Consider the following 19,313-nt stretch of genomic DNA (forward strand, 5'->3'; position numbering starts at 1 on the left):
TCCTCCCGTTCCCTCCGCCATCGCTCTTCTCTTGTGTGTGACGGGGTGAATGATGGCGATGGGGTGAAGGTGTCGACGGTATCCAGCGATACAGGAGGCGGTCTATTTTCTTAAGTGTTACGCATCGCGGAAACGACGCAATGCCGGCGCATTCGGGATGGTGACCTGCCGGGCCCGCGTTTCAATGAGCCCGTGTGTTGCGAGCGCATTCAACGTGCGGGTGACGGTGACGCGGCTCAATGCCGTCATGGCGCCAATTTGTTCATGCGTCAGATCGACGGTGAGTTTTTTCGATGCCTGCGTCGATTGCAGGCGTGCCACACGCAGCAGCAAATCGATGACCCGTTCCTTGGGCGCCGCCGAGGCCACCCCGGCAAGTTTGGCGACGACCATGTGGTTCTTGAATCCGAGCAGCTGGATCAAGGAGGTCGCGAGTCCGGGAAGCTCTGAAAACTGCTGCGCGACATCCGCCGGGCGGTAGCGGCTGAGAAGGGCCGGTGCAACCGCCCGGGTCGTCGTCGGCCGGGGACTGTCGGCAAACGCCGGGCCTTCGCCAAAAATCGCCCCCGGCCCGAAGATCTCGAGCAGGAACTCCGAGCCGTTGCTTCGCTGGATCGTGGAATGAACGAACCCTGATCGCAAGAGATAGAAGTAATCGTGCCGCTCCCCTTCGCGCGCAATGGTGTCGCCGGCTTCCAGGGTGACGAAGCTTCCCAGGTGCGTGGCGGCTATCCACAGGGCAGACAGCGTCTGGGATGCGTCCCAACTGGCGTACGCCGAGGGGGTGGGATTGGTTTTTCTCATGGGCGCGTCTTGCCCGGGTCGGAGAAAGGCAAGCGGCCCATCGTGCCGCCGCGCTAGGCCGTGGCTTCGTCGAGCGTGTCGTCGGCCGTGAGGTGGGCGGTGTCGCTCCAGCCCACCAGGCTGAATCCTTCGGGCGTCCACAGCAGGCGGTTGATGGCCGCATTGCGCAGCAGCCAGGTGCGCGGCGCCTGCAGCGCCAGGCGGGTGGCGGCGCGGTAGAGCACGTCCATCACGCCGCCGTGCGCAACCAGCACGACCAGCTCGCCCGGGTGGCGCGCCGCCAGTTCGGCGGCCACGCCGGTGACGCGGTCGCGGAAGGTCAGCAGGCTTTCGCCGCCGACCGGTTCGAACTCGGGGTCGCGCTCGCGCCAGCGCTTGGCGTCTTCGGGCAGCGTGGCTTCGATCTCCGCAAAGCTCATGCCTTCCATGTGGCCGAAGGCGCGCTCGCGCAGGCGGGGCTCGGGCTGCACCGCGAGGCCGTGCGGCGCGGCGATGTGCTGCGCGGTCTGCCAGGCGCGCGAAAGGTCGCTGGCATAAATTGCGGCGATGGGCTCGTCGGCCAGCGCCTGGCCCGCGCTCCGGGCCTGCCAGAGGCCGGTGTCGTTCAGGCCGATGTCGATGTGTCCCTGGATGCGGGTGTCGACGTTCCAGGCGGTTTCGCCGTGGCGAACGGCGATCAGTCGGGTGGCTTCTTGCATCCGGCCGATTCTAGGAGCGGCCTTTGGGGGCTATCTGACGGCGCCCGTCAGGTCGATGTTCACCCGGCGCTCGCCCTGCGGCGGATTCGGAAAGCCCTGCAGCGCGGCCTGGAACATCACCGGCAGGATTGCCGCGCTGGCGTTGTAGGGGCCGTCGTTGCGCGCCCGGGTTTCGTAGACCACCCGGTTGGAGCCCGCCTCGCGCAGCACGATGCTCACTTCGCGCTCGTACCAGGGGTTGGCCGCCGGCGGGAAGAAGGCGGGGCCGCCGTACCAGCCGCCATAGCCGTAGCGGCCATAGCCGCCGCCGTAACCCCAGCCGCCGCCGACGAGCCACGGGTCGGCCCAAGGCGAAAGCCCGGCGGTCACGCGGGCGCCGATCTGGGCGCTGTACTGCGGCTTGGCGTCGTCACGGCGCAGGCCCACCTTGTCGAGCGCGGCGGCGGCCATCGCTTCGAGCGATTCCTGCCGGGCGGTGTCGGCCTGCTGCGAAGGCAGGCGATCGAAGCGGTAGGTGGCGCCGGGCGGCACCGTGGCCAGGGAAGAAAAGCTCTTCACATCGCTGTCGACCACCCAGGAGGTGGCGCAACCGCTGAGCGTGGCTACTGCTGTGGCGAGAAGAAGAGCGGGGAACGCGCGTTTCATGAAGGGTCTCCGGGCAGCGATGCCCCCAATTCCCCTGGGTAGCCGGATCAGCCCTGGACGATGCGAAGGGCCGACGGTGCCTGGGAGAGCAAGTCGAAGGAGGGCGTGTCGAAGGCCTTGTCGCCGTCGTCGTCTGCCACGCCCGTCGCCTTCAGACCCTTGAAGTCGTGCCGCGTTCCGTCCAGCAGGTGCGAAGGCACCACGTTCTGCAGCGCGGTGAACATGTTCTCCACGCGGCCGGGATGCTTCTTGTCCCACTCGCGCAGCATCTCGCCGACCTGCTTGCGCTGCAGGTTCTCCTGGCTGCCGCAGAGGGTGCACGGAATGATCGGGAATTCGCGGTGCTGCGCCCAGCGCACCAGGTCTTTCTCGGCCACGTAGGCGAGCGGGCGGATCACGATGTGCTTGCCGTCGTCGCTCACCAGCTTGGGCGGCATGCTCTTGAGCTTGCCGGCGAAGAACATGTTGAGGAAGAAGGTCTGCAGCATGTCGTCGCGGTGGTGGCCCAGCGCGACCTTGGTGGCGCCCAGCTCGTCCGCCACGCGGTACAGGATGCCCCGGCGCAGGCGGCTGCAGAGGCCGCATGTCGTCTTGCCCTCGGGAATCACGCGCTTGACGATGCTGTAGGTGTCCTGGTTCTCGATGTGGAAGGCCACGCCGAGTTCGCTCAGGTACTTGGGCAGCACCTCTTCGGGAAAGCCGGGCTGCTTCTGGTCGAGGTTGACGGCGACGATGTCGAAGTGAATGGGCGCGCGCGCTTTCAGCTTGAGCAGGATGTCCAGCATCGCGTAGCTGTCCTTCCCGCCCGAGACGCACACCATGACCTTGTCGCCCTCTTCGATCATGTTGTAGTCGACGATGGCGCGGCCCACCTCGCGGCACAGGCGCTTTTCGAGCTTGTGGGTCTCGCGTTCGATCTTCAGGGAGTTGGTGGCGGCAGCGCCGGCGGCGGCGGGCGCCTCGTCGATCCAGACGGCGTTCATGGTCGGTTGACTTCGGGAAGTCGGGGAGTCGGGGGAAGCCGCGATTGTCCCCGATCCGCCATTCCAGGGGCTACGCCGAGGGAAAGGCGGTGCGCATCGCCTCCACGAACAGGCGCAGGCGGGCCGGGTAGAAGCGCGCATACGGGTACACGATGAACACCGGCGCGGGCGCGGCCCGCCACTGCGGCGCCAGGTGCACCAGCCGGCCGGCTTCCAGCTCCTCGGTCAGCATCCAGGCGGACGACACGCCGATGCCCACGCCCATCACCGCCGCGCTGCGCAGCGCGTAGAGGCTGTCGGTGATCAGCCGCGGGCGGATCGGCACGCGGTGCGCCTCGCCCGTGGTCTCGTGCGCCAGCACGACCTCGGTGCGGTAGAAATTGAGCGCGGCCAGCCAGGGCAGCGCCTCCAGCTCGCGGGCATGCACCGGCAGCGGCGTGTTCCCGAACAGCGAAGGCGCGCCGACCACGATGCGCGGCACCTCGTACAGCCGGATCGCCACCACGGCCGGGTCCGTCACCTCGCCGACGCGGATCGCGCAGTCCACGCCATCGGCGATGAAATCGGGCGTCCGGTCGCGCGGGGTGTCGTGCAGCAGCCATTCGACGTTGACCTGCGGATACCGCGCCAGATACGCCGACAGCGGCCCGATCAGGTGCTGCTGACCGAAGACATGGGGCGCCACCACCCGCAGCCGGCCCTCGGGCTGGTCGCCGGCGCCGCGCAGTTCGGCCTCGAAAGCCTCCCAGCCCGCGATGAGCTCCCTGGCCCGGTCGAAGCAGCGCTCGCCGTCCTCGGTGAGCTTCATGGCATGGGTGGAGCGCTGCAGCAGGCGCACGCCCAGCGAGCGTTCGAGCGCCTGGAGGCGGCGGCTCACGGTGGGCTGGGTGGTGCCCATCCGGGCCGCCGCGGCCGACAGGCTGCCCGCCTCGACGATGCGCACGAAGGTCTGCATCAGCTCGATGCGGTCGGCGGAAGCGGGGGTGGAGAGGGGTGTAGCGGGCGCTGTCATGCGCACAGCGTATATCAATTGTTCAGGCTAAAGGGCTACCTCATTGGAGCGGCGAAGTTCACACTCCGGCCCTGACTTCGTGATTTAAGGGTTAACACCATGTCTTCCATTCAAAAAACGCATGAGGGATTGCCGGCTTCGCTGATCCTGTTGCTCGCGGCCAGCGCCGGTTTCGGCGTGGCCGCGCTTTACTACAGCCAGCCGATGCTGGGCGAGCTGGGGCCCGACATCGGCGCCTCCGCGCGCAGCGTGGGCTTCGTGCCCACGCTCACGCAGCTGGGCTATGCGCTGGGCATCCTGCTCTTGGCGCCGCTGGGCGACCGCTTCGACCGGCGCCGGATCATCCTGGCCAAGGCCGCGGTGCTGGTGCTCGCGCTCCTGGGCGCGGCGTTCTCGCCGTCGGTGGCGCCGCTGCTCGCGGCGAGCCTGGTGATCGGCCTGGCAGCCACCATGGCCCAGGACGTGGTGCCCGCCGCCGCCACGCTGGCGCCCGAAGCGCACCGCGGGCGGATCGTCGGCACGGTGATGACGGGGCTCTTGCTGGGCATCCTGCTGTCGCGCGTGGTCAGCGGCTTCGTGGCCGAGCACTTCGGCTGGCGCACCATGTTCGTGGTGGCGGCGGCCAGCATCGCGTTCATCGGCGTGGCTGTGGCGCGCGGCCTGCCGCATCTGCGCCCGACCACGCAGCTGGGCTATGGCGCGCTGCTGGGTTCGCTGGTGCAGCTGTGGCGCAAGCACGGCGCGCTGCGCCGCGCCACTTTCGCGCAGGGCCTGCTGTCGGTCGGCTTCAGCGCCTTCTGGTCGACGCTGGCTGTGATGCTGCACGGCGCGCCGTTCCACCTGGGCAGTGCAGCGGCCGGCGCCTTCGGGCTGGCCGGCGCGGCGGGTGCGCTGGCCGCGCCCATCGCCGGGCGCTTGGCGGACCGCCGGGGCCCGGAGCTGGTGATCCGCATGGGGGCGGCGCTGGTGGTGGTGTCTTTCGCCGCGATGCTGTTCGCGCCGCTGATGGCGCCGGCCGCTCGGCTCGCGCTCATCGTGGCGAGCGCCATCGGTTTCGACTTCGGCCTGCAGGCGGCGCTGATCGCGCACCAGACGGTTGTCTACGGCATCGACCCCGGTGCGCGCAGCCGGCTCAATGCAGTGTTTTTTACCGGCGTCTTCATCGGCATGGCCGCGGGCTCGGCACTGGGTGCGCTGGTGCTGGCGCAGTGGGGATGGTCGGGCGTGGCGCTGATGGCCGCGGTGTCGGCACTCGGTGCGCTGGGGGTGCGGATGTGGCCCGCGGGCGGCAAGCCGGCGGCGGCTTGCGGGTCAGCGGCTTGAGGTGCTTGAAAAAGGGGGCGCTCGGCGATCACTCGCCGATCACCACTCCCCGGCTTCCATGCGGATCGCCACCTCGCAGTCGTCGAAGATTTCGAGCTTGGCGATCTTCACCCGCACGCCCAGCACGCCGGGCAGTTGCAGGAGGCGGTGCACCACCTTGCCGATCAGGCTCTCCAGCAGGTTGACGTGCTCTGCGGTGCACTCGTCGATGATGATCAGCCGCACCTTGCCGTAGTCGAGCACGTGGAAGATGTCGTCGTCCTGCGGCAGCAGCGGCTGCCGGCCCATGTTCAGTTCGGCATCGACCTGGATCGGCTGCGGCGCGACTTTCTCGTGGTCGAGGATGCCGAGGTTGGCGTTGAAGCGAAGGCCCAGCAGGGTGAGGGTCTGGCGGCCGTGGGAGTGGGAGGAAGACATGCGTGTGGTGCTCACATGAGCGAGAAATCGCGCTCGAATTTCATCAGGTGCTGGCCGCCGTCCACCAGCAGCGTGGTGCCGGTGATCGAGCCGTTCTCCAGCGCGAACTTCACCGTGGCGACCACGTCGGCCGGCGTGGAGGAGCGGCCCAGCGGCGACAGCTTGTGCAGCTGCGCGAATTTGTCGTCGTCCAGCATGTGGCTGGGCAAGGTGAGGCCGGGCGCGACGCCCACCACGCGCACGCGCGGCGCCAGGGCCAGCGCAAGCATCGGCGTGGCGGCTTCCAGCGCGGCCTTGGAGAGCGTGTAGCTCAGGAAATCGGGGTTCGGGTTCCAGAGCTTCTGGTCGAGCAGGTGAACCACCGCGCCCTGCTGCGCATCGCGGCGCGCAAGATGGTCGTGCAGCGCCTGCGCCAGCAGGATGGCCGCGCCCGTGTTGCTGCGCGCGTGGCGCTCCATGAGCGCATAGCTGAAGGTGGCCGGGTCGTCGTGCTCGAAGAGGGCGGCGCTGTGCACCACCGCATCGACGCTGCGAAAGCGCGCCGCCACGCGGGGCAGCAGGGCGCGGGTGGCCTGCTCGTCTTCGAGGTCGGCCTCGAACAGCGCCGCATCGCCCGAGAGCGCCGCGCAATCGGCCACCGTCTGCTCGGCATCGGCGCGCGAGTTGCGGTAGTGCACCGCCACCTGCCAGCCGCCCGCGGCCAGCGCCAGCGCGATCTCGCGGCCCAGCCGTCGGCCCGCGCCGGTGACAAGGACGGTGCGGCGCGTGGGGGAGGTCAAGGGGAGGGAGGGGGTGCTCATGCGGGGAGAGAGGGCGAGAATCAGGGGGTGATGACCAAGACCCCGAACAGTTTACCCACCGCCCTCGACCACCTGATCGCCCGCGCCGTCGAGCGCGCCGGCGGGTGGATCGGCTTCGACCGCTTCATGGCGCTCGCTTTGTATGCGCCCGGTCTGGGCTACTACGCCAACACCTCGGCCAAGTTCGGCCACATGCCGTCGTCGGGCAGCGACTTCGTGACCGCACCCGAACTCACGCCGATGTTCGGCCAGACGCTGGCCGCGCAAGTGGCCGAGGCGCTGCAGAAGACCGGCACCGACACCGTCTGGGAGTTCGGCGCCGGCTCCGGCGCGCTGGCGGTGCAGCTGCTGCACGCGCTCGACGAAATGGGGCGCGGCGGTGTGCGCTATCGCATCGTCGATCTGTCGGGCACCCTGCGCGAGCGGCAGCAGCAGGCGCTGGTACGGTATGCGGGCCGCGTCGAGTGGCTGAACGAACTGCCCGAAAAGATGCAGGGCGTGGTGGTCGGCAACGAGGTGCTCGATGCGATGCCGGTGCAACTGTTGGCGCGCGTGAAGGGCGTCTGGTTCGAGCGCGGTGTGGCGCGCAATGCAGCAGGCGATGGGTGGACCTGGGCGGACCGCGCGACCGAGCTGCGGCCGCCGGTCGATGTGCCTGGCGACCACGACTACCTCACCGAAATTCATCCGCAGGCGCGCGCCTTCATCGCCACGCTGGCGGACCGCCTTGAAAAAGGCGCGGCCTTCCTCATCGACTACGGCTTTCCCGAGAGCGAGTACTACCACCCGCAGCGGCACATGGGCACGGTGATGTGCCATCGGGCGCATCAGGCCGACGGCGATCCGCTGTCCGATGTGGGCTACAAGGACATCACCGCGCATGTCGATTTCACCGGCATTGCGCTGGCGGGGCAGGATGCGGGGCTCGCGGTGCTGGGGTACACCAGCCAGGCGCGGTTTCTGTTGAATTGCGGGTTGCTGTCTCTCATGGAAAAGGGCTCCGTGGCAGAGCGGGCGATGGCGGCTCGGCTGATCCATGAGCATGAGATGGGGGAGCTGTTCAAGGTGGTGGGGTTGGCGGTTGGCGAACCTTGGGACGCTTTGGGGTTTGGGGTGGGGGATCGGAGCCATGCGCTTTGATTTTTTCTTGTGGTTTGGTTTGTGTTCCGGGGCCGGGACTCGCCCCGGCGGGCGACCTACTTTTCTTTGCTTCGCCAAAGAAAAGTAGGCAAAAGAAAGGCGACCCCACTGTCTGCGACCCCTTCGCTTCGCTACGGGGCAACCTGCGGTGCTCGCGTTTCGCGGGGTCCGCAGAACTCGCTGCGCTCAAACAGCTGCGGCCCTGATCCGCGAAACGCTCCGCTCCTCGGCGCAGCCAGAGGGGAGGGGAATCCTTCGGGCCATCGCTTCGCTCGGCCTCTGGCTTCAGTCGGGCCTTCGCTTCGCTCGGCCTCCGGACTTGCTCCTTCCCCCTCTGGGGGAAGGCTGGGATGGGGGCAGGCAGAGCGCTCGATAGGCATGCCGCTTGCCCCACCCCAACCCTCCCCAAAAGGGAGAGGCAGCAACCCAAGCCGAGCGCAGCGAAGGCCCGCATCGCGTCAAGCGCCGAGCGAAGCGATGGCCCGTCCCACTCCCTTCTGGGTGTGCCGAGGAGCGCAGCGGTTCGCGGATCAGGGCTCGCAGCTGTTTGAGCGCAGCGAGTTCTGCGAGACCCCGCGAACCGTGAGCACCGCAGGTTGCCCGTAGCGCAGCGGAGGGACACACACAGCAGGGTCGCCTTTCTTTTGCCTACTTTTCTTTGGCGAAGCAAAGAAAAGTAGGTCGCCCGCCGGGGCGAGACCCGGCCCCCGCCCTCAAGAAAAACCCCCGAGCAATCACGAAAGCGAGCCCCCTCAACCGCTCGCCTTCTTCACCTGCTGCCGCAACGCCCTCAACTCAGCGTTGAGAAACTCGTTGGCGTCCTTCACCACGCCGTCGTTGAGCTTCACCTTGTAGGCCTGCCCGGTCATCTCCGAGCGCGAGGCGCAGCGCTCGATGAAGTCTTCGGCCGTGACCAGTTCCTTTTTGAAGTGGTCGTACTTGGCCTGCATGTGCTTGGCGGCATCCGCGGCGGTGTATTCGTTGCCGTTGCGCAGGAACACCATGGCGCTCATCTTCGACACGCGCTGGATCAGCGTGTCGATGAGCTTGTCCTCCGCGGCGGAAGGGGTGGCGTGGGCCAGGATGGCACAAGTGCCGAACAGCAAGGCCAGCAGTGCGGCGCGGAAGAATTTGAATGAAGCCATGCGTGGATCCCGGGGCAATTTTCGGGCCATGCTAGGGCGGCGGGCCTGCTCATGTCAAACCGGGGCAGGCTCGGGTCTAATCGCAGTTTTGGCCCGCGATCACTCTCTGTCATGAGCAATCCCAACAGCTCCCCCACTTCCGATCTGTCGACCATTGCACAGGCGCTGGCCGATGCGGCTGGTGCGCAGTCGATGCACTACTTCCGCACGCCGCTGGACATCGTCACCAAGGCCGACGAAAGCCCCGTCACGCTGGCCGACCGCGCGGCGGAGACGGCGATGCGCGAGATCCTCGGCGCCCGCGTGCCCGCCGACGGCATCTACGGCGAAGAACACGGCCCCGAGCGGCTGGACGCCGAGCGCATCTGGGTGCTCGACCCCATCGACGGCACGCGCAGCTTCATCACCGGCTCGCCGCTCTGGGGCACGCTGATCGGCGTGCTGCAAGGAGCGCGCGTGGTGCTCGGCATGATCGACATGCCGGTGCTGAAAGAGCGCTGGATTGGCCGGGCCGGACAGGGCGCCACGCGCGATGGCGTGCCGGTGCGCGTGAGCACCTGCACCGAGGTGGCCAAGGCCCGCATCGTCACCACCTCGCCCGACATCTTTTCGCCCGCCGACTGGCAAGCCTTCGACCGCCTGAGCCGCCAGTGCGCGATGCGCCGCTTCGGCGGCGACTGCTACGGCTACGCGCAACTGGCCGGCGGCACCATCGACCTGGTGGTCGAAACCGGCCTGCAGCCCTACGACTACCTGGGCCCGGCCGGCCTGATCGAAGCCGCGGGCGGCGTCATCACCGACTGGCAGGGCCAGCCGCTGGGCCTGAAGTCCGACGGCAGGGTGATTGCCGCCGCAACGCCCGAACTTCACCGACAAGCCATGGCGGTACTCGCCGCCTAGACTGTTCTTATGTTCCGCTGGCTGATCGTCGTCGTCCTTGCACTGGTGCTCCTGAGCGGCCTCACGGCCTGGCTGCGCCGCTTCGGCTTCGGACGGTTGCCCGGCGATTTCGAGTTCCGCGCCTTCGGCCGCGAGTGGCAGCTGCCCATCGGGAGCACCGTGGTGCTCAGCATGCTCGCTGCCCTGGTCGCGCGCCTTCTGTAGAAAAGACACACAGCAATGAGAGCCTGCGTTGACATCGGCGGCACCAAGGTGGCCGTGAGCCTTTCCGCTTCCAGTGACGCGCCGTTGATCGGCCGCCGCAGCGAGCCCACCGCCAAGACCGGCGACAACGACGCCGTGGCGGTGCAGATCCTGCGGATGATCGACGAGGTCTGCGCCGAGCAAGGCGTGGATGCGGCCAGCATCGACCGCGTGGGCGTGTCCTCGACCGGGCCCTTCGAGCTGCACGACGGCATGGTCGAGCTGGCCACGCCCAACATCTGCGGCGGCATTGCCGGCCCGGCCCGGGGCCTGCCCAACCAGTGGATGACCGCCATCATCGAAGCCCCGCTGGCCAGGCGCTTCGGGCAGGTGCGGGTCGAGAACGATGCGGTCGCGGGTCTCGAAGCCGAACGCCACTGGGGCGCGCTCAAGGGCTTCGATCACTGCGCGTATGCCACATGGAGCACCGGCGTGGGCGTGGGCCTGTGCGTGGACGGCCGGGCGTTGCGCGGCAAGAACGGCAATGCGGGCCATGCGGGCCACAGCTTCGTGGTGGACGACGCGAGCGATGCGCTCTGCGGCTGCGGCAACCTGGGCGACGTCGAGGCGCTGGTGGCCGGCAACTCGATGTCGCGCCGCTTCGGGCAATCCGCCCCCGACCTGTTCTCGGCGGCCTCGGCCGGCGACGCGAAGGCGCTGGACATCGTCGACGGGCTGTGCCGCGTGATGGGCCGCATGCTCTACAACATGATCATCACGCTGGACCTGCAGCGCATCAGCCTGGGCGGCAGCGTGTTCTGGCACCACCGCGACTTTCTGTTGCCCAAACTGCAGGCGCAGATCGACGGCAAGCTGATGCCGCTCACCCGCGGCGTGTTGCTGGTGCCCGCGGGCCTCGGCGACAAGGTCGGCGACTACGCCGCCCTGGCGCTGCTGGACTGAGCGGCCCCGGGCCCACCCCGCGGATCAACACCACGGATTCCGGCGAACCATGCGCAAGCCCTGCACCCGCCGCGCATCCTTCGCCTGGTTGCTGCTGGTGGCGGGCGGCTTCCTCGGCGCGCACCGCTTCTATCTCAACAGCCCCTTCGCCGGCGCGGCGCAACTGGCGCTGCTGCTCGCCGGCGTCAGCGGCCTGCCGGCCTCGCGGTTCTGCCTGGGCCTGCTCGGCCTGTGGCTGCTGGTGGACATCTATTGGGTCCATGTGCGCCTGAAGCGCGATGACGGCGCACACGCCCGGGCCGCGCGCCGCCCGATGGCGAAAGACTACGACATGGCCGCGCTCGACGAGGCCCACAAGCTGCGCGAGCGCTTCATCGCCGCTGCCGCAGCGCAGGACTGGGCGCAGGCGGCGGCGCTCGGCGAACAGATCGTGGCCGCCGCCCGCCGCGTCTTCAAGGGGCCGCACGAGAACCTGGCGATGTCGCTGTGCATGCACGGGCAGGCCTGCTACCGGCTCGGCACCTTCGACAAGGCCAAGGCGAGCCTGGAGGAGAGCCTCTCCATCGCGCTGCAGATCGACCTGTCCGCCGAAGACCTGCAGACCATTCGCAAGGCGCTCTCGCTGGTGTACGCCGAAACCGGCGAGTACCCTGCCGCGCAAGCAATCCACGCGGCCTTGCCCATCCTGTCCACGCTGTCGGGCGCCACCGTCCGCCCGGAGGACGCCCCCGAACTGCAGGCCCTTCAGTCCCTGCTGGCCCGCCAGGAAAAGCAGTACATGGAAGCCTTCGCGCAGGGCGACCTGGAGCGTGCCGAGCCGCTGTGCGCCGAAGCCGTCGCCACCAGCCGCCGGCTGTTCGCGGGGCCGGACACCGCGGTGGTCTTCCACCTGGTGAACCTGGCCGAGATCCGCCGCCAGATGAAATCGCACGACCAGGCCATCGCCACGCTGCACGAGTGCCTGACCATGATCGACACCCTCGACCTGGACGACAGCTGGCGGCTGGGCCCGACCAACACGCTGGCGCTGGTGCATGCCGCGACCGGCCGCCACACCGAAGCCGAGGCGCTCTACAAGCAGACCATCGCCATGGCCATTGCCGCGGGCAAGGGCGCCTCGACCAACGCGGTGGTGCGCGCCTTCAACAACCTCGCGTTCCTCTATGCGGACACCGGACAGGCGCGCAAGGCCGCGCTTTGCTATGCGCGCGCGCTGGTGCATCTGGACAAGCTGGACGCCGAAGGCGCCGAAAAGACCGAACAGCGCGAAGGCAGCGACAGCGACCTGCACGCCAGCATGCTGAACAACTACGCCGACCTGTTCATGGCGCGCCGCGACATCGCCAGCGCCCAGCCGCTGTACGAACGCGCGCTGGCCATCCAGGAGCGCAGCTGCAAGGGCATCTCCTCGATGGCGGCGCATGCGCACAACGCGCTCGGGCTGATCGCGCAGGAGCGCGGCGACCTGCGCCAGGCGCTGGTGCACTTCAGGCGCACGCTGCTGCTCAACCAGATCTGCGCGCCCGACCACCTGGGCAACATCGCCAATGCGCAGCGCAATGTCGACGGCGTGAGCGGCACGCTGGCTGCGGTGGCGCATGCCGCGCGGGTGGAGCGCAGCCCGACATGAGCATCGGCGGCGCGTTCTATGCGATCGACCGCTACCGGCTGCGCGCGCTGGTGATGGACCCCGCCACTTTGGCCGACCTGGTCCGCAAGCCCGCCGACCAGGGCGGCCCGACCGACAGCCAGACCGTGGAGCAGGCCTGGGACGTGGTGCAGGCCCTCATGCCCGAGGCGGTGGACGGCGAGCCGCTGGCCGGCACCGACGGGCTGGGCTGCGTGTACCTCACGGCCAGCCATGTGGAGCGCAGCGCCGCGCGGCTTGCGCACCGCAGCGTGCCGCAGCTGTTGCGTCTTTTTGCGGAAGAGCCGGATCGGCATGCCGCGCTCTACTGGGCCAAGGCCTGGCAGGACGACATCGAGGGGCTGCGCGAATTCATGGAAGGCGTGCAGCGCTTCTTTGCCGCGGCGGCCGCGCGGCGCGACGCGGTCGTCTTCTACATGGCCTGAGTGACTGGCTGGCCGGCGTCGCGGTGCCGGAGTGCCGCGGTGCCTCAGCGGCGCGCGGGCGGCGATTTGCCGGCCGCCACCGCCGACACGATCTCGCCCAGCCGCCGCAGCCCCGCATCCACCGCCGGCGAATACGGCCAGCCGCAGTTGATGCGCAGGTAGTTGTCGAAGCGCCCCGAGTTGGAAAACTGCGCGCCCGGCGCCACCAGCATCTGCTCGTGCAGCGCCGCATCGAACACGCTGACCGACGACGCCTCCGCCGGCATCTCCACCCACAGCTGCAGCCCGCCGCGCGGCAGGTTCAGCCGCGTGCCGGCCGGAAAGTACTTGGCGATGGCGTCGGCCGTCTGGTCGCGCTGCACATGCAGGTGCTCGCGCAGGCGCCGCAGGTGCCGGTCGTAGCGGCCGCTGTCGATGAACTCGCCCGCGGCGATCTGCGCCAGCGCCTCGTTGTTGCGCGTCTGCGCGTACTTGAGCATTTCCACCTGCGCATGCCAGCGCCCCGCGGTGATCCAGCCCAGCCGCAGGCCCGGCGCCAGCACCTTGTGCAGCGACGCGCAATAGATCACGTTGCCCGTGCGGTCCCACGACTTGGCCGCGCGCAGCGGTACCTCGGCCTCCAACAGGTCGCTGTAGGTGTCGTCTTCGACGAGCGCGATGCCGTGCTTCTCGCACATCTGCACCAGGCGCTGCTTGTGACTGTCGGGCATCACGCTGCCGATGGGGTTCTGCAGGTGCGGCACCACCACCACCGCCTTGATGTCGTCGTAGGTGTGGATGGCCAGGTCCAGCGCCTCCAGCGACATGCCGGTCTGCGGGCTGGTCGGTATCTCGAGCGCCCGCATGCCCAGGCTTTCCAGCACCTGCAGCAGGCCGTAGAAGGTGGGCGACTCCACGGCCACTGTGTCACCGGCCTTGCCGATGGCGCGCAGCGCGAGGTTCAGCGCCTCGATGCAGCCGTTGGTGACCAGCACCTCGTCGGGCGAGACTGTCATGCCCACGCGCAGGTTCCGTTGCGCCAGCGCCTGGCGAAATTGCAGGTTGCCTTTTTGCGAGGAGGCCGTGGTCAGCAGCTCCGGCCGCTGGCGCAGCGCGCGGGTCATCGAATTGCGCAGGGCCTCGGCCGGGTACAGCTCGGGGGCCGCGCGTGCAATCGCAAAGTTGAGCTTGATGCCGGTGTGCCGCCCGCGCGCCATGAAAGTCGCCATGCGCGTGCGCATGCTGACCAGCTGCGCCGGGTCGGGCGGCACGTCGGCCACCGGCTCAGCCATCGGCGCGATGGCCATGCGCTGCGGCCGGCGCACGAAGTAGCCCGATCGGTCCCGCGCCTCCACCCAGCCGTCGCTTTCCATCGCGCGGCACAGCTGCAGCGCGGTCGACAGGCTGATGTCGTGCAGCCGCATGAGGACGCGCAGCGAGGGCAGCTTGTCGCCCTGCTTGAGCGAGCCGGTGTGGATCGCATCCACGTAGTGCGCGGCGAGTTGCCGGTAGAGCGGTAGCGAGTCCATGGCGTCGATGCTCCCCCAATCGGGCATCCGAAAACAGATGCAGTTGCTCGGGAAAACGACCATAACAGATGCCTGCCGCCGTGGCTGTTCCGGTGCGAATGGCCGGTGGGTGTGCCTGTTTTTCAGGCGGCCGAATTTCTACGATGGCTGCTCGCCCCACCGCTTTCTTCACCCACCGAGGCCCGCCATGATCACCACCCTGTCCCAAGCCCCCGATTCCATCGTCCTCGCGTCCGGCGAGTCCTTGCGCACCGCCGTCGATGCCGGCACCTGGCTTCAAATGGCCGAGGGCCGGGCACGCGTGGTGTCGCCGCCGGGCTGGTTCGGCGGCACGGTGTACATGCGCGAGACGGTGCTCGACGAAGGCGAGGTGCATCGCATCGAGCACGGGGGCTGGATCGAGGTGTCGGCGTTGGCGCCTGTGCACCTGCGGGTGCATGCGCCGGCGAAGGGCCTGGGCTCTGGGGCCGAACTCGGCGAGGCGCGGCCGGTGATGCGCTTCGTGCGCCTGCTCACGGGGTGGTAGGGCGCCGCTCGTTCAGGGCGCGATCGCCGCCCTGAACAACACGCAGCCGCGCCAAAAAATTAGCGCTGGCTCGCAGCCTCGCGCAGCGCATCGAGAAAGCTGCGCCGCCACCAATGGATGTCCTGCTCGCGGATGCGCGACAGCAGCTTCTGGTGCCGGTCGCGCCGCTCTTCCAGCGGCATCTGCAGCGCCTGCTGCACTGTCTCGGCGGTGCCGTGCGTGTCGTAGGGGTTCACCAGCAGCGCTTCCTTCAACTGCTCGGCCGCGCCCGCAAAGCGCGACAGCACCAGCACCCCCGGGTCGGCCGGGTCCTGCGCCGCGATGTATTCCTTGGCGACCAGGTTCATGCCGTCGCGCAGCGGCGTGACCAGCCCCACGGCGGCCGCGCGGCACAGCCCCGGCACCCGCTTGCGTGCCACCATGCGGTGGATGTAGCGCACCGGCATCCAGTCGAGCTCGCCGTAGTCGCCGTTGATGGCGCCGCACAGCGACTCGAGCTCGCGCCGGATGTCGCCATAGGCATCGACCGTCTCGCGTGTGGGCGAGGCGATCTGGATCAGCGTGGCGCTGCGCCTGTTCTCCGGGTAATGGGCCAGCAGCTCGCGGAAGGCGCGCACACGCTGCGGAATGCCCTTGGAGTAGTCGAGCCGGTCGATGCCCAGCAACAGGCGCCGGCTCGAGTACTCGCGCTTCATGGTGTCGTACATGTCGCGCGATTCCTTGGCATGCGTGAGCGCCGCGAATTCGTCCACGTCGATGCCGATGGGGAAGGCGCTGCAGCGCACCGTCTGCCCGTAGGCGCGGTACATGTCCTCGCCCAGGTATTCGCCGTGCGCCTCGTTGCGCACGTAGTGCTCGAAATGCTGCACGTCCTGCTGGGCCTGGAAGCCGATGAGGTCGTAGGCGAACAGCGAGCGCATCAGCCACTCGTGCTGCGGAATGGCCGCCACGATGATCTGCGGCGGCAGCGGAATGTGCAGGAAAAAGCCGATGCGCTGCTTGCAGCCCATGGCGCGCAGCTCGGCGGCCAGCGGCATCAGGTGGTAGTCATGGATCCAGATGATGTCGTCGTCTTTCAGCATCGGCATCAGCTTGCGCGCGAACAGCTGGTTCACGCGCCGGTAGCCGCCGATGAAGCCGGCGTCGAAGTGCGCCAGGTCCAGCCGGTTGTGGAACACCGGCCAGAGCACGTCGTTGCTGTAGCCCAGGTAGTAGCTGTCGTGGTCCTCGCGGCTCAGGTCGATGGTGGCCAGCGTCACCTTGCCGGCCTGCTGCTTGTGCAGCTCGCCTTCGCCGGTGGGGCCGTCTTCGACGACATGGCCGCTCCAGCCGAACCACAGGCCGCCGGATTGCTGAAGGCTTTCGCCGAGTGCGACGGCCAGGCCGCCGGCGGCGGGCTTGCGCGGATCGGCCACGCGGTTGGAAACGACGACAAGGCGGCTCATATGCAAGAGTCCCAAGGAGCGGACAGGCGCACCGCCGCATTGATGATGCCGACCATGGAATAGGTCTGCGGAAAGTTGCCCCACATCTCGCCCGTGACCGGGTGGGTGTCTTCCGAGAGCAGGCCCAGCGGGTTGCGCGCCGCGAGCATGGTCTCGAAGATCTGGCGGGCCTCGGCCTTGCGGCCGATCTTGGCGAGTGCGTCGATGCGCCAGAAGGTGCAGATGTTGAAGGCGGTCTCGGGCTTGCCGAAATCGTCGGCCGCCTCGTAGCGGCGCATGTAGGGGCCGTCGCAGAGCGACTTTTCCATGGCGTCGACGGTGGAGATGAAGCGCGGGTCGCGCGCATCGATCAGGCCCACCTCGACCATCAACAGGATGCTCGCGTCGAGCTCGTGGCCGCCGAAGCTCTCGGCAAAGGCCTGGCGCTCTTCGCACCACGACTTTTCGAGAATTTCCTCTTTCATGCGCGCGGCATGGGCGTGCCAATAGGCGGCGCGGTCGGGCAGCTCCAGCGCGATCGCGATCTTGGCCAGCCGGTCGCAGGCGGCCCAGCTCATCAGCGCCGAGCTGGTGTGCACGCGGGCGCGGGTGCGCAGCTCCCACATGCCGGCGTCGGGCGTGCCGTACACGCGCACCGCCTGCTCGCCCACCGCTTCCAGGTGCGGAAATTCCGCCACGCCTGCGCGGGCCAGCAGCCGGTGGTCGTGGAAGGCCTGCGCCGCGCCGAGCACGATGTTGCCGTACACGTCGTGCTGAAAGTGTTCCTGCGCCTGGTTGCCCACGCGCACCGGACCCATGCCGCGATAGCCGGGCAGGCCCTCGACGAAAGACTCGGGCAGCTCGCGCTCCAGCCCGATGCCGTACAGCGGCTGGATGTGCTCGCCGTGCGAGCCGATCACCACGTTGCCCAGCCAGCGAAGGTAGTCCTCCATGGTGCCCACTTCGCTCAGCGAATTGAGCGCGCGCACCACGAAGAAGGCGTCGCGCAGCCAGCAGTAGCGGTAGTCCCAGTTGCGCTGGCTGCCCGGCGCCTCGGGGATGCTGGTGGTCATGGCCGCGACGATGGCGCCGGTGTCCTCGTACAGCGACATCTTCAGCGTGATGGCCGCGCGGATCACCGCGTCCTGGTACTCGAAGGGAATCGCCAGGCGCTTGCTCCAGGTGCGCCAGTAGGCGATGGTTTCCTGCTCGAACTTGCGCGCCGTGTCGGCGATGCCGTCGAGCAGCGTCTCGTCCACGCCGAACATGAAGTTGTACTCGCGCGAGATCACGAAGGGCTGGCGCGAGAGGATGTGCGAGATCGAGGCGTCGGTGTTCAGCCGCAGCGTCACATCGGGGCCGACGTAGCGGATGTGGTTGCTGCCGCGCGTCACCTCGACGGGCGCCGAGGCGCCCCACTGGAAGCACGGGTCCAGCGACACGCGCACGCGCGGCGCGCCGGCAATGGGCCGCACGCGGCGCACCAGCATCAGCGGGCGAAAGTAGCGCGAGCGGCTGTAGAAGCGGGGCGCGAAGTCGGTGATCTCGATGCCCTGGCCGGCGCTGTCGAAGAGCTGTGTGCGCAGCACGGCGGTATTGGGCTCGTACCACTGCTTGGCTTCGGCGAAGTCTTCGATCTCGAAGCTCCAGGCGCCGGCGTCTTCGCCGGGGTGCAGCAGGGCGTTGAAGACCGGGTCGCCGTCGAAGCGCGGCAGGCAGCACCAGACCGCGCGGCCACGGGCGTCGATGAGCGCGCTGTAGGCGCAGTTGCCGACCACGCCGACATTGAGCGAAGGCTCCGCCGGTGGCGCGAATCCGCGCGGGCCTGGCGCGGTGACGGCCTTAATGTCGACCGGCGCGCGGTCGTCGGGGCCGGCGGCGTCGGGCACCGCCTGGCCGGCGCGGTCCTCGGGCGCCTTCGGCAGTTGTTGTTCGGTCATCCGGGGTTCCTCGGTGATTCTTCGGGTTTTTGTTCGTCGGGGGCGGCAGGGGCGTCTGTGCGGTCGGGGGCCGGTGTCACCAGCATGTCGCGTGCCTGCACCAGCCATTCGTAGACGGCGCGCGGCGATTCGAGGCGGTGCAGCGCGAGGCTGGGCCCCGAGCCGACCTTGATGGCGATGCCGCCGGCCGGCTGCACCACGGCAAAGCCGCTCTCGTCGGTGGTGTCGTCGCCCGCGAAGAAGGGCGTGCGGCCCGCGAAGGGCGGCTCGGTCATGAAGGCCTCGATGGCCAGGCCCTTGTTGACGCCCGAAGGCTTGACCTCGAACACGAACTTGCCGTGCAGCAGTTCCAGGTGCGGACGGCCATCGACGGCGCGCGACATCGCATCCAGGCACACCGCCTCCAGCTGCGGCGCGAGCCGGTAATGCAGCGCAACCGCGGCGTGCTTGCGCTCGACCAGCAGGCCCTCGTGCACGCGCGCGAGTTCGTTGGCGACTTCCAGAATGGGCTTGAGGTCGGGCGCATGCTGCTCCTGCATGCGGCCTTTGGCGTCGCGGCGCTGCACCCCGTGCTCGCCGGCGGCCGGCAGGCGCAGCGGCGCCAGGAAGCGGTCGATCGCGTCGATCTGGCGGCCCGACACCACGGCGAGTGCGCCGCCGAGCTGGTCGCTCAGGTCGCTCAGCAACGAGACGAGGGCCGGGGGAATTTCGATGGCTTCCGGGGTGGGCGCAAGGCCCACCAGCGTGCCGTCGAAGTCGAGGAAAAGGGCGGCGTTCCGGCCCAGCGGAGGAGGCAACTGGAGGTTGCTGTCGAAGGACTTTGGCATTG

At 68.5% G+C, this 19,313-nt stretch carries 20 protein-coding genes; 8 read left to right on the forward strand and 12 right to left on the reverse strand.

The genetic code is table 11. The features are described 5' to 3' along the window. Positions 1-117: 117 nt before the first annotated feature. The 5 genes from ABIC90_RS22975 to ABIC90_RS22995 all read right to left on the reverse strand — a co-directional run bounded on the left by ABIC90_RS22975 (position 118) and on the right by ABIC90_RS22995 (position 4,142). On the reverse strand, positions 118-804 hold the full coding sequence (locus tag ABIC90_RS22975; protein WP_354358219.1) for a Crp/Fnr family transcriptional regulator: 687 nt from the start codon (positions 802-804) through the stop codon (positions 118-120). A gap of 53 nt (positions 805-857) precedes the next feature. Next, positions 858-1,502, reverse strand: a complete 645-nt coding sequence (locus ABIC90_RS22980) for a histidine phosphatase family protein (RefSeq protein WP_354358221.1) — start codon at positions 1,500-1,502, stop codon at positions 858-860. A 30-nt stretch (positions 1,503-1,532) separates the two neighbouring features. Continuing rightward, positions 1,533-2,147 (reverse strand): DUF4136 domain-containing protein, encoded by a 615-nt coding sequence (locus ABIC90_RS22985; protein ID WP_354358223.1) that lies wholly within the window; start codon positions 2,145-2,147, stop codon positions 1,533-1,535. 47 nt (positions 2,148-2,194) lie between these two features. Then, entirely contained in the window at positions 2,195-3,130 is a 936-nt protein-coding gene (gene ttcA, locus ABIC90_RS22990; protein ID WP_354358225.1) for a tRNA 2-thiocytidine(32) synthetase TtcA, read from the reverse strand. A 70-nt stretch (positions 3,131-3,200) separates the two neighbouring features. Continuing rightward, positions 3,201-4,142 (reverse strand): LysR family transcriptional regulator, encoded by a 942-nt coding sequence (locus ABIC90_RS22995; protein ID WP_354358227.1) that lies wholly within the window; start codon positions 4,140-4,142, stop codon positions 3,201-3,203. 99 nt (positions 4,143-4,241) lie between these two features. Here ABIC90_RS22995 and ABIC90_RS23000 point away from each other — a divergent pair, with 99 nt between their 5' ends. Next, positions 4,242-5,465: an MFS transporter gene (locus ABIC90_RS23000; RefSeq protein WP_354358229.1), complete on the forward strand. Its 1,224-nt coding sequence runs from the start codon at positions 4,242-4,244 to the stop codon at positions 5,463-5,465. A 39-nt stretch (positions 5,466-5,504) separates the two neighbouring features. Here the strand turns inward: ABIC90_RS23000 and ABIC90_RS23005 are convergent, their stop codons facing one another. Beyond that, positions 5,505-5,882: a dihydroneopterin aldolase gene (locus ABIC90_RS23005; protein ID WP_354358231.1), complete on the reverse strand. Its 378-nt coding sequence runs from the start codon at positions 5,880-5,882 to the stop codon at positions 5,505-5,507. Between the two features lie 11 nt (positions 5,883-5,893). Next, the gene (locus ABIC90_RS23010) at positions 5,894-6,682 is read right to left on the reverse strand and encodes an SDR family oxidoreductase (protein ID WP_354358233.1); all 789 of its coding nucleotides are present in this window, start codon (positions 6,680-6,682) and stop codon (positions 5,894-5,896) included. Between the two features lie 30 nt (positions 6,683-6,712). Here ABIC90_RS23010 and ABIC90_RS23015 point away from each other — a divergent pair, with 30 nt between their 5' ends. Next, a complete protein-coding gene (locus ABIC90_RS23015) occupies positions 6,713-7,822 on the forward strand; it encodes a class I SAM-dependent methyltransferase (protein ID WP_354358235.1) in 1,110 nt (369 codons plus the stop codon). 752 nt (positions 7,823-8,574) lie between these two features. Here ABIC90_RS23015 and ABIC90_RS23020 read toward each other — a convergent pair. Then, positions 8,575-8,967, reverse strand: a complete 393-nt coding sequence (locus ABIC90_RS23020) for a DUF5329 family protein (protein ID WP_354358237.1) — start codon at positions 8,965-8,967, stop codon at positions 8,575-8,577. A 111-nt stretch (positions 8,968-9,078) separates the two neighbouring features. On the opposite strand from ABIC90_RS23020, the gene hisN reads away from it, so the two are divergent. Genes hisN through ABIC90_RS23045 form a run of 5 tightly spaced genes read left to right on the forward strand, consistent with a single transcriptional unit; the run spans position 9,079 to position 13,086 of the window. Beyond that, a complete protein-coding gene (hisN, locus tag ABIC90_RS23025) occupies positions 9,079-9,867 on the forward strand; it encodes a histidinol-phosphatase (protein WP_354358239.1) in 789 nt (262 codons plus the stop codon). Between the two features lie 9 nt (positions 9,868-9,876). Further along, on the forward strand, positions 9,877-10,071 hold the full coding sequence (locus tag ABIC90_RS23030) for a DUF2905 domain-containing protein (protein ID WP_354358241.1): 195 nt from the start codon (positions 9,877-9,879) through the stop codon (positions 10,069-10,071). Positions 10,072-10,086: 15 nt separating this feature from the next. Then, positions 10,087-11,013 (forward strand): ROK family protein, encoded by a 927-nt coding sequence (locus tag ABIC90_RS23035; protein WP_354358243.1) that lies wholly within the window; start codon positions 10,087-10,089, stop codon positions 11,011-11,013. Positions 11,014-11,062: 49 nt separating this feature from the next. Then, on the forward strand, positions 11,063-12,643 hold the full coding sequence (locus ABIC90_RS23040; protein WP_354358245.1) for a tetratricopeptide repeat protein: 1,581 nt from the start codon (positions 11,063-11,065) through the stop codon (positions 12,641-12,643). Continuing rightward, positions 12,640-13,086 (forward strand): DUF1877 family protein, encoded by a 447-nt coding sequence (locus ABIC90_RS23045; protein ID WP_354358247.1) that lies wholly within the window; start codon positions 12,640-12,642, stop codon positions 13,084-13,086. The genes ABIC90_RS23040 and ABIC90_RS23045 overlap by 4 nt, the downstream gene beginning before the upstream one ends. A 44-nt stretch (positions 13,087-13,130) precedes the next feature. Here ABIC90_RS23045 and ABIC90_RS23050 read toward each other — a convergent pair whose 3' ends face one another. Next, entirely contained in the window at positions 13,131-14,594 is a 1,464-nt protein-coding gene (locus ABIC90_RS23050; protein WP_354358249.1) for a PLP-dependent aminotransferase family protein, read from the reverse strand. A 187-nt stretch (positions 14,595-14,781) separates the two neighbouring features. Here ABIC90_RS23050 and ABIC90_RS23055 point away from each other — a divergent pair, with 187 nt between their 5' ends. Continuing rightward, positions 14,782-15,120 carry a hypothetical protein gene (locus ABIC90_RS23055; protein ID WP_354358251.1) on the forward strand — a complete coding sequence of 113 codons (339 nt, stop codon included), beginning with the start codon at positions 14,782-14,784 and terminating at the stop codon, positions 15,118-15,120. Positions 15,121-15,179: 59 nt separating this feature from the next. Here ABIC90_RS23055 and otsA read toward each other — a convergent pair whose 3' ends face one another. The 3 genes from otsA to otsB are packed head-to-tail and all read right to left on the reverse strand — an operon-like array spanning position 15,180 to position 19,311. Then, on the reverse strand, positions 15,180-16,565 hold the full coding sequence (otsA, locus tag ABIC90_RS23060) for an alpha,alpha-trehalose-phosphate synthase (UDP-forming) (protein ID WP_354358253.1): 1,386 nt from the start codon (positions 16,563-16,565) through the stop codon (positions 15,180-15,182). Then, positions 16,562-18,484 carry a glycoside hydrolase family 15 protein gene (locus ABIC90_RS23065; protein WP_354358255.1) on the reverse strand — a complete coding sequence of 641 codons (1,923 nt, stop codon included), beginning with the start codon at positions 18,482-18,484 and terminating at the stop codon, positions 16,562-16,564. Before ABIC90_RS23065 ends, otsA begins: the two co-directional genes overlap by 4 nt. Then, on the reverse strand, positions 18,481-19,311 hold the full coding sequence (gene otsB / locus ABIC90_RS23070) for a trehalose-phosphatase (RefSeq protein ID WP_354358257.1): 831 nt from the start codon (positions 19,309-19,311) through the stop codon (positions 18,481-18,483). The genes ABIC90_RS23065 and otsB overlap by 4 nt, the downstream gene beginning before the upstream one ends. Positions 19,312-19,313 lie beyond the last annotated feature (2 nt).

Source organism: Variovorax boronicumulans (genome assembly GCF_040544675.1).
Taxonomy (GTDB): domain Bacteria; phylum Pseudomonadota; class Gammaproteobacteria; order Burkholderiales; family Burkholderiaceae_C; genus Variovorax; species Variovorax boronicumulans_D.

Excerpts from the sequence above, each read along its gene's own strand:
- hisN (WP_354358239.1), top strand. The coding sequence starts at position 9,079 with ATGAGCAATCCCAACAGCTCCCCCACTTCCGATCTGTCGACCATTGCA.
- ABIC90_RS22995 (WP_354358227.1), bottom strand. The coding sequence starts at position 4,142 with ATGACAGCGCCCGCTACACCCCTCTCCACCCCCGCTTCCGCCGACCGC.
- ABIC90_RS22975 (WP_354358219.1), bottom strand. The coding sequence starts at position 804 with ATGAGAAAAACCAATCCCACCCCCTCGGCGTACGCCAGTTGGGACGCA.
- ABIC90_RS23005 (WP_354358231.1), bottom strand. The coding sequence starts at position 5,882 with ATGTCTTCCTCCCACTCCCACGGCCGCCAGACCCTCACCCTGCTGGGC.
- ABIC90_RS22980 (WP_354358221.1), bottom strand. The coding sequence starts at position 1,502 with ATGCAAGAAGCCACCCGACTGATCGCCGTTCGCCACGGCGAAACCGCC.
- ABIC90_RS22985 (WP_354358223.1), bottom strand. The coding sequence starts at position 2,147 with ATGAAACGCGCGTTCCCCGCTCTTCTTCTCGCCACAGCAGTAGCCACG.
- ABIC90_RS23030 (WP_354358241.1), top strand. The coding sequence starts at position 9,877 with ATGTTCCGCTGGCTGATCGTCGTCGTCCTTGCACTGGTGCTCCTGAGC.
- ABIC90_RS23015 (WP_354358235.1), top strand. The coding sequence starts at position 6,713 with ATGACCAAGACCCCGAACAGTTTACCCACCGCCCTCGACCACCTGATC.
- ABIC90_RS23065 (WP_354358255.1), bottom strand. The coding sequence starts at position 18,484 with ATGACCGAACAACAACTGCCGAAGGCGCCCGAGGACCGCGCCGGCCAG.
- ABIC90_RS23035 (WP_354358243.1), top strand. The coding sequence starts at position 10,087 with ATGAGAGCCTGCGTTGACATCGGCGGCACCAAGGTGGCCGTGAGCCTT.
- ABIC90_RS23000 (WP_354358229.1), top strand. The coding sequence starts at position 4,242 with ATGTCTTCCATTCAAAAAACGCATGAGGGATTGCCGGCTTCGCTGATC.
- ABIC90_RS23045 (WP_354358247.1), top strand. The coding sequence starts at position 12,640 with ATGAGCATCGGCGGCGCGTTCTATGCGATCGACCGCTACCGGCTGCGC.
- ABIC90_RS23040 (WP_354358245.1), top strand. The coding sequence starts at position 11,063 with ATGCGCAAGCCCTGCACCCGCCGCGCATCCTTCGCCTGGTTGCTGCTG.
- ttcA (WP_354358225.1), bottom strand. The coding sequence starts at position 3,130 with ATGAACGCCGTCTGGATCGACGAGGCGCCCGCCGCCGCCGGCGCTGCC.
- otsB (WP_354358257.1), bottom strand. The coding sequence starts at position 19,311 with ATGCCAAAGTCCTTCGACAGCAACCTCCAGTTGCCTCCTCCGCTGGGC.
- ABIC90_RS23010 (WP_354358233.1), bottom strand. The coding sequence starts at position 6,682 with ATGAGCACCCCCTCCCTCCCCTTGACCTCCCCCACGCGCCGCACCGTC.
- otsA (WP_354358253.1), bottom strand. The coding sequence starts at position 16,565 with ATGAGCCGCCTTGTCGTCGTTTCCAACCGCGTGGCCGATCCGCGCAAG.
- ABIC90_RS23055 (WP_354358251.1), top strand. The coding sequence starts at position 14,782 with ATGATCACCACCCTGTCCCAAGCCCCCGATTCCATCGTCCTCGCGTCC.
- ABIC90_RS23020 (WP_354358237.1), bottom strand. The coding sequence starts at position 8,967 with ATGGCTTCATTCAAATTCTTCCGCGCCGCACTGCTGGCCTTGCTGTTC.
- ABIC90_RS23050 (WP_354358249.1), bottom strand. The coding sequence starts at position 14,594 with ATGGACTCGCTACCGCTCTACCGGCAACTCGCCGCGCACTACGTGGAT.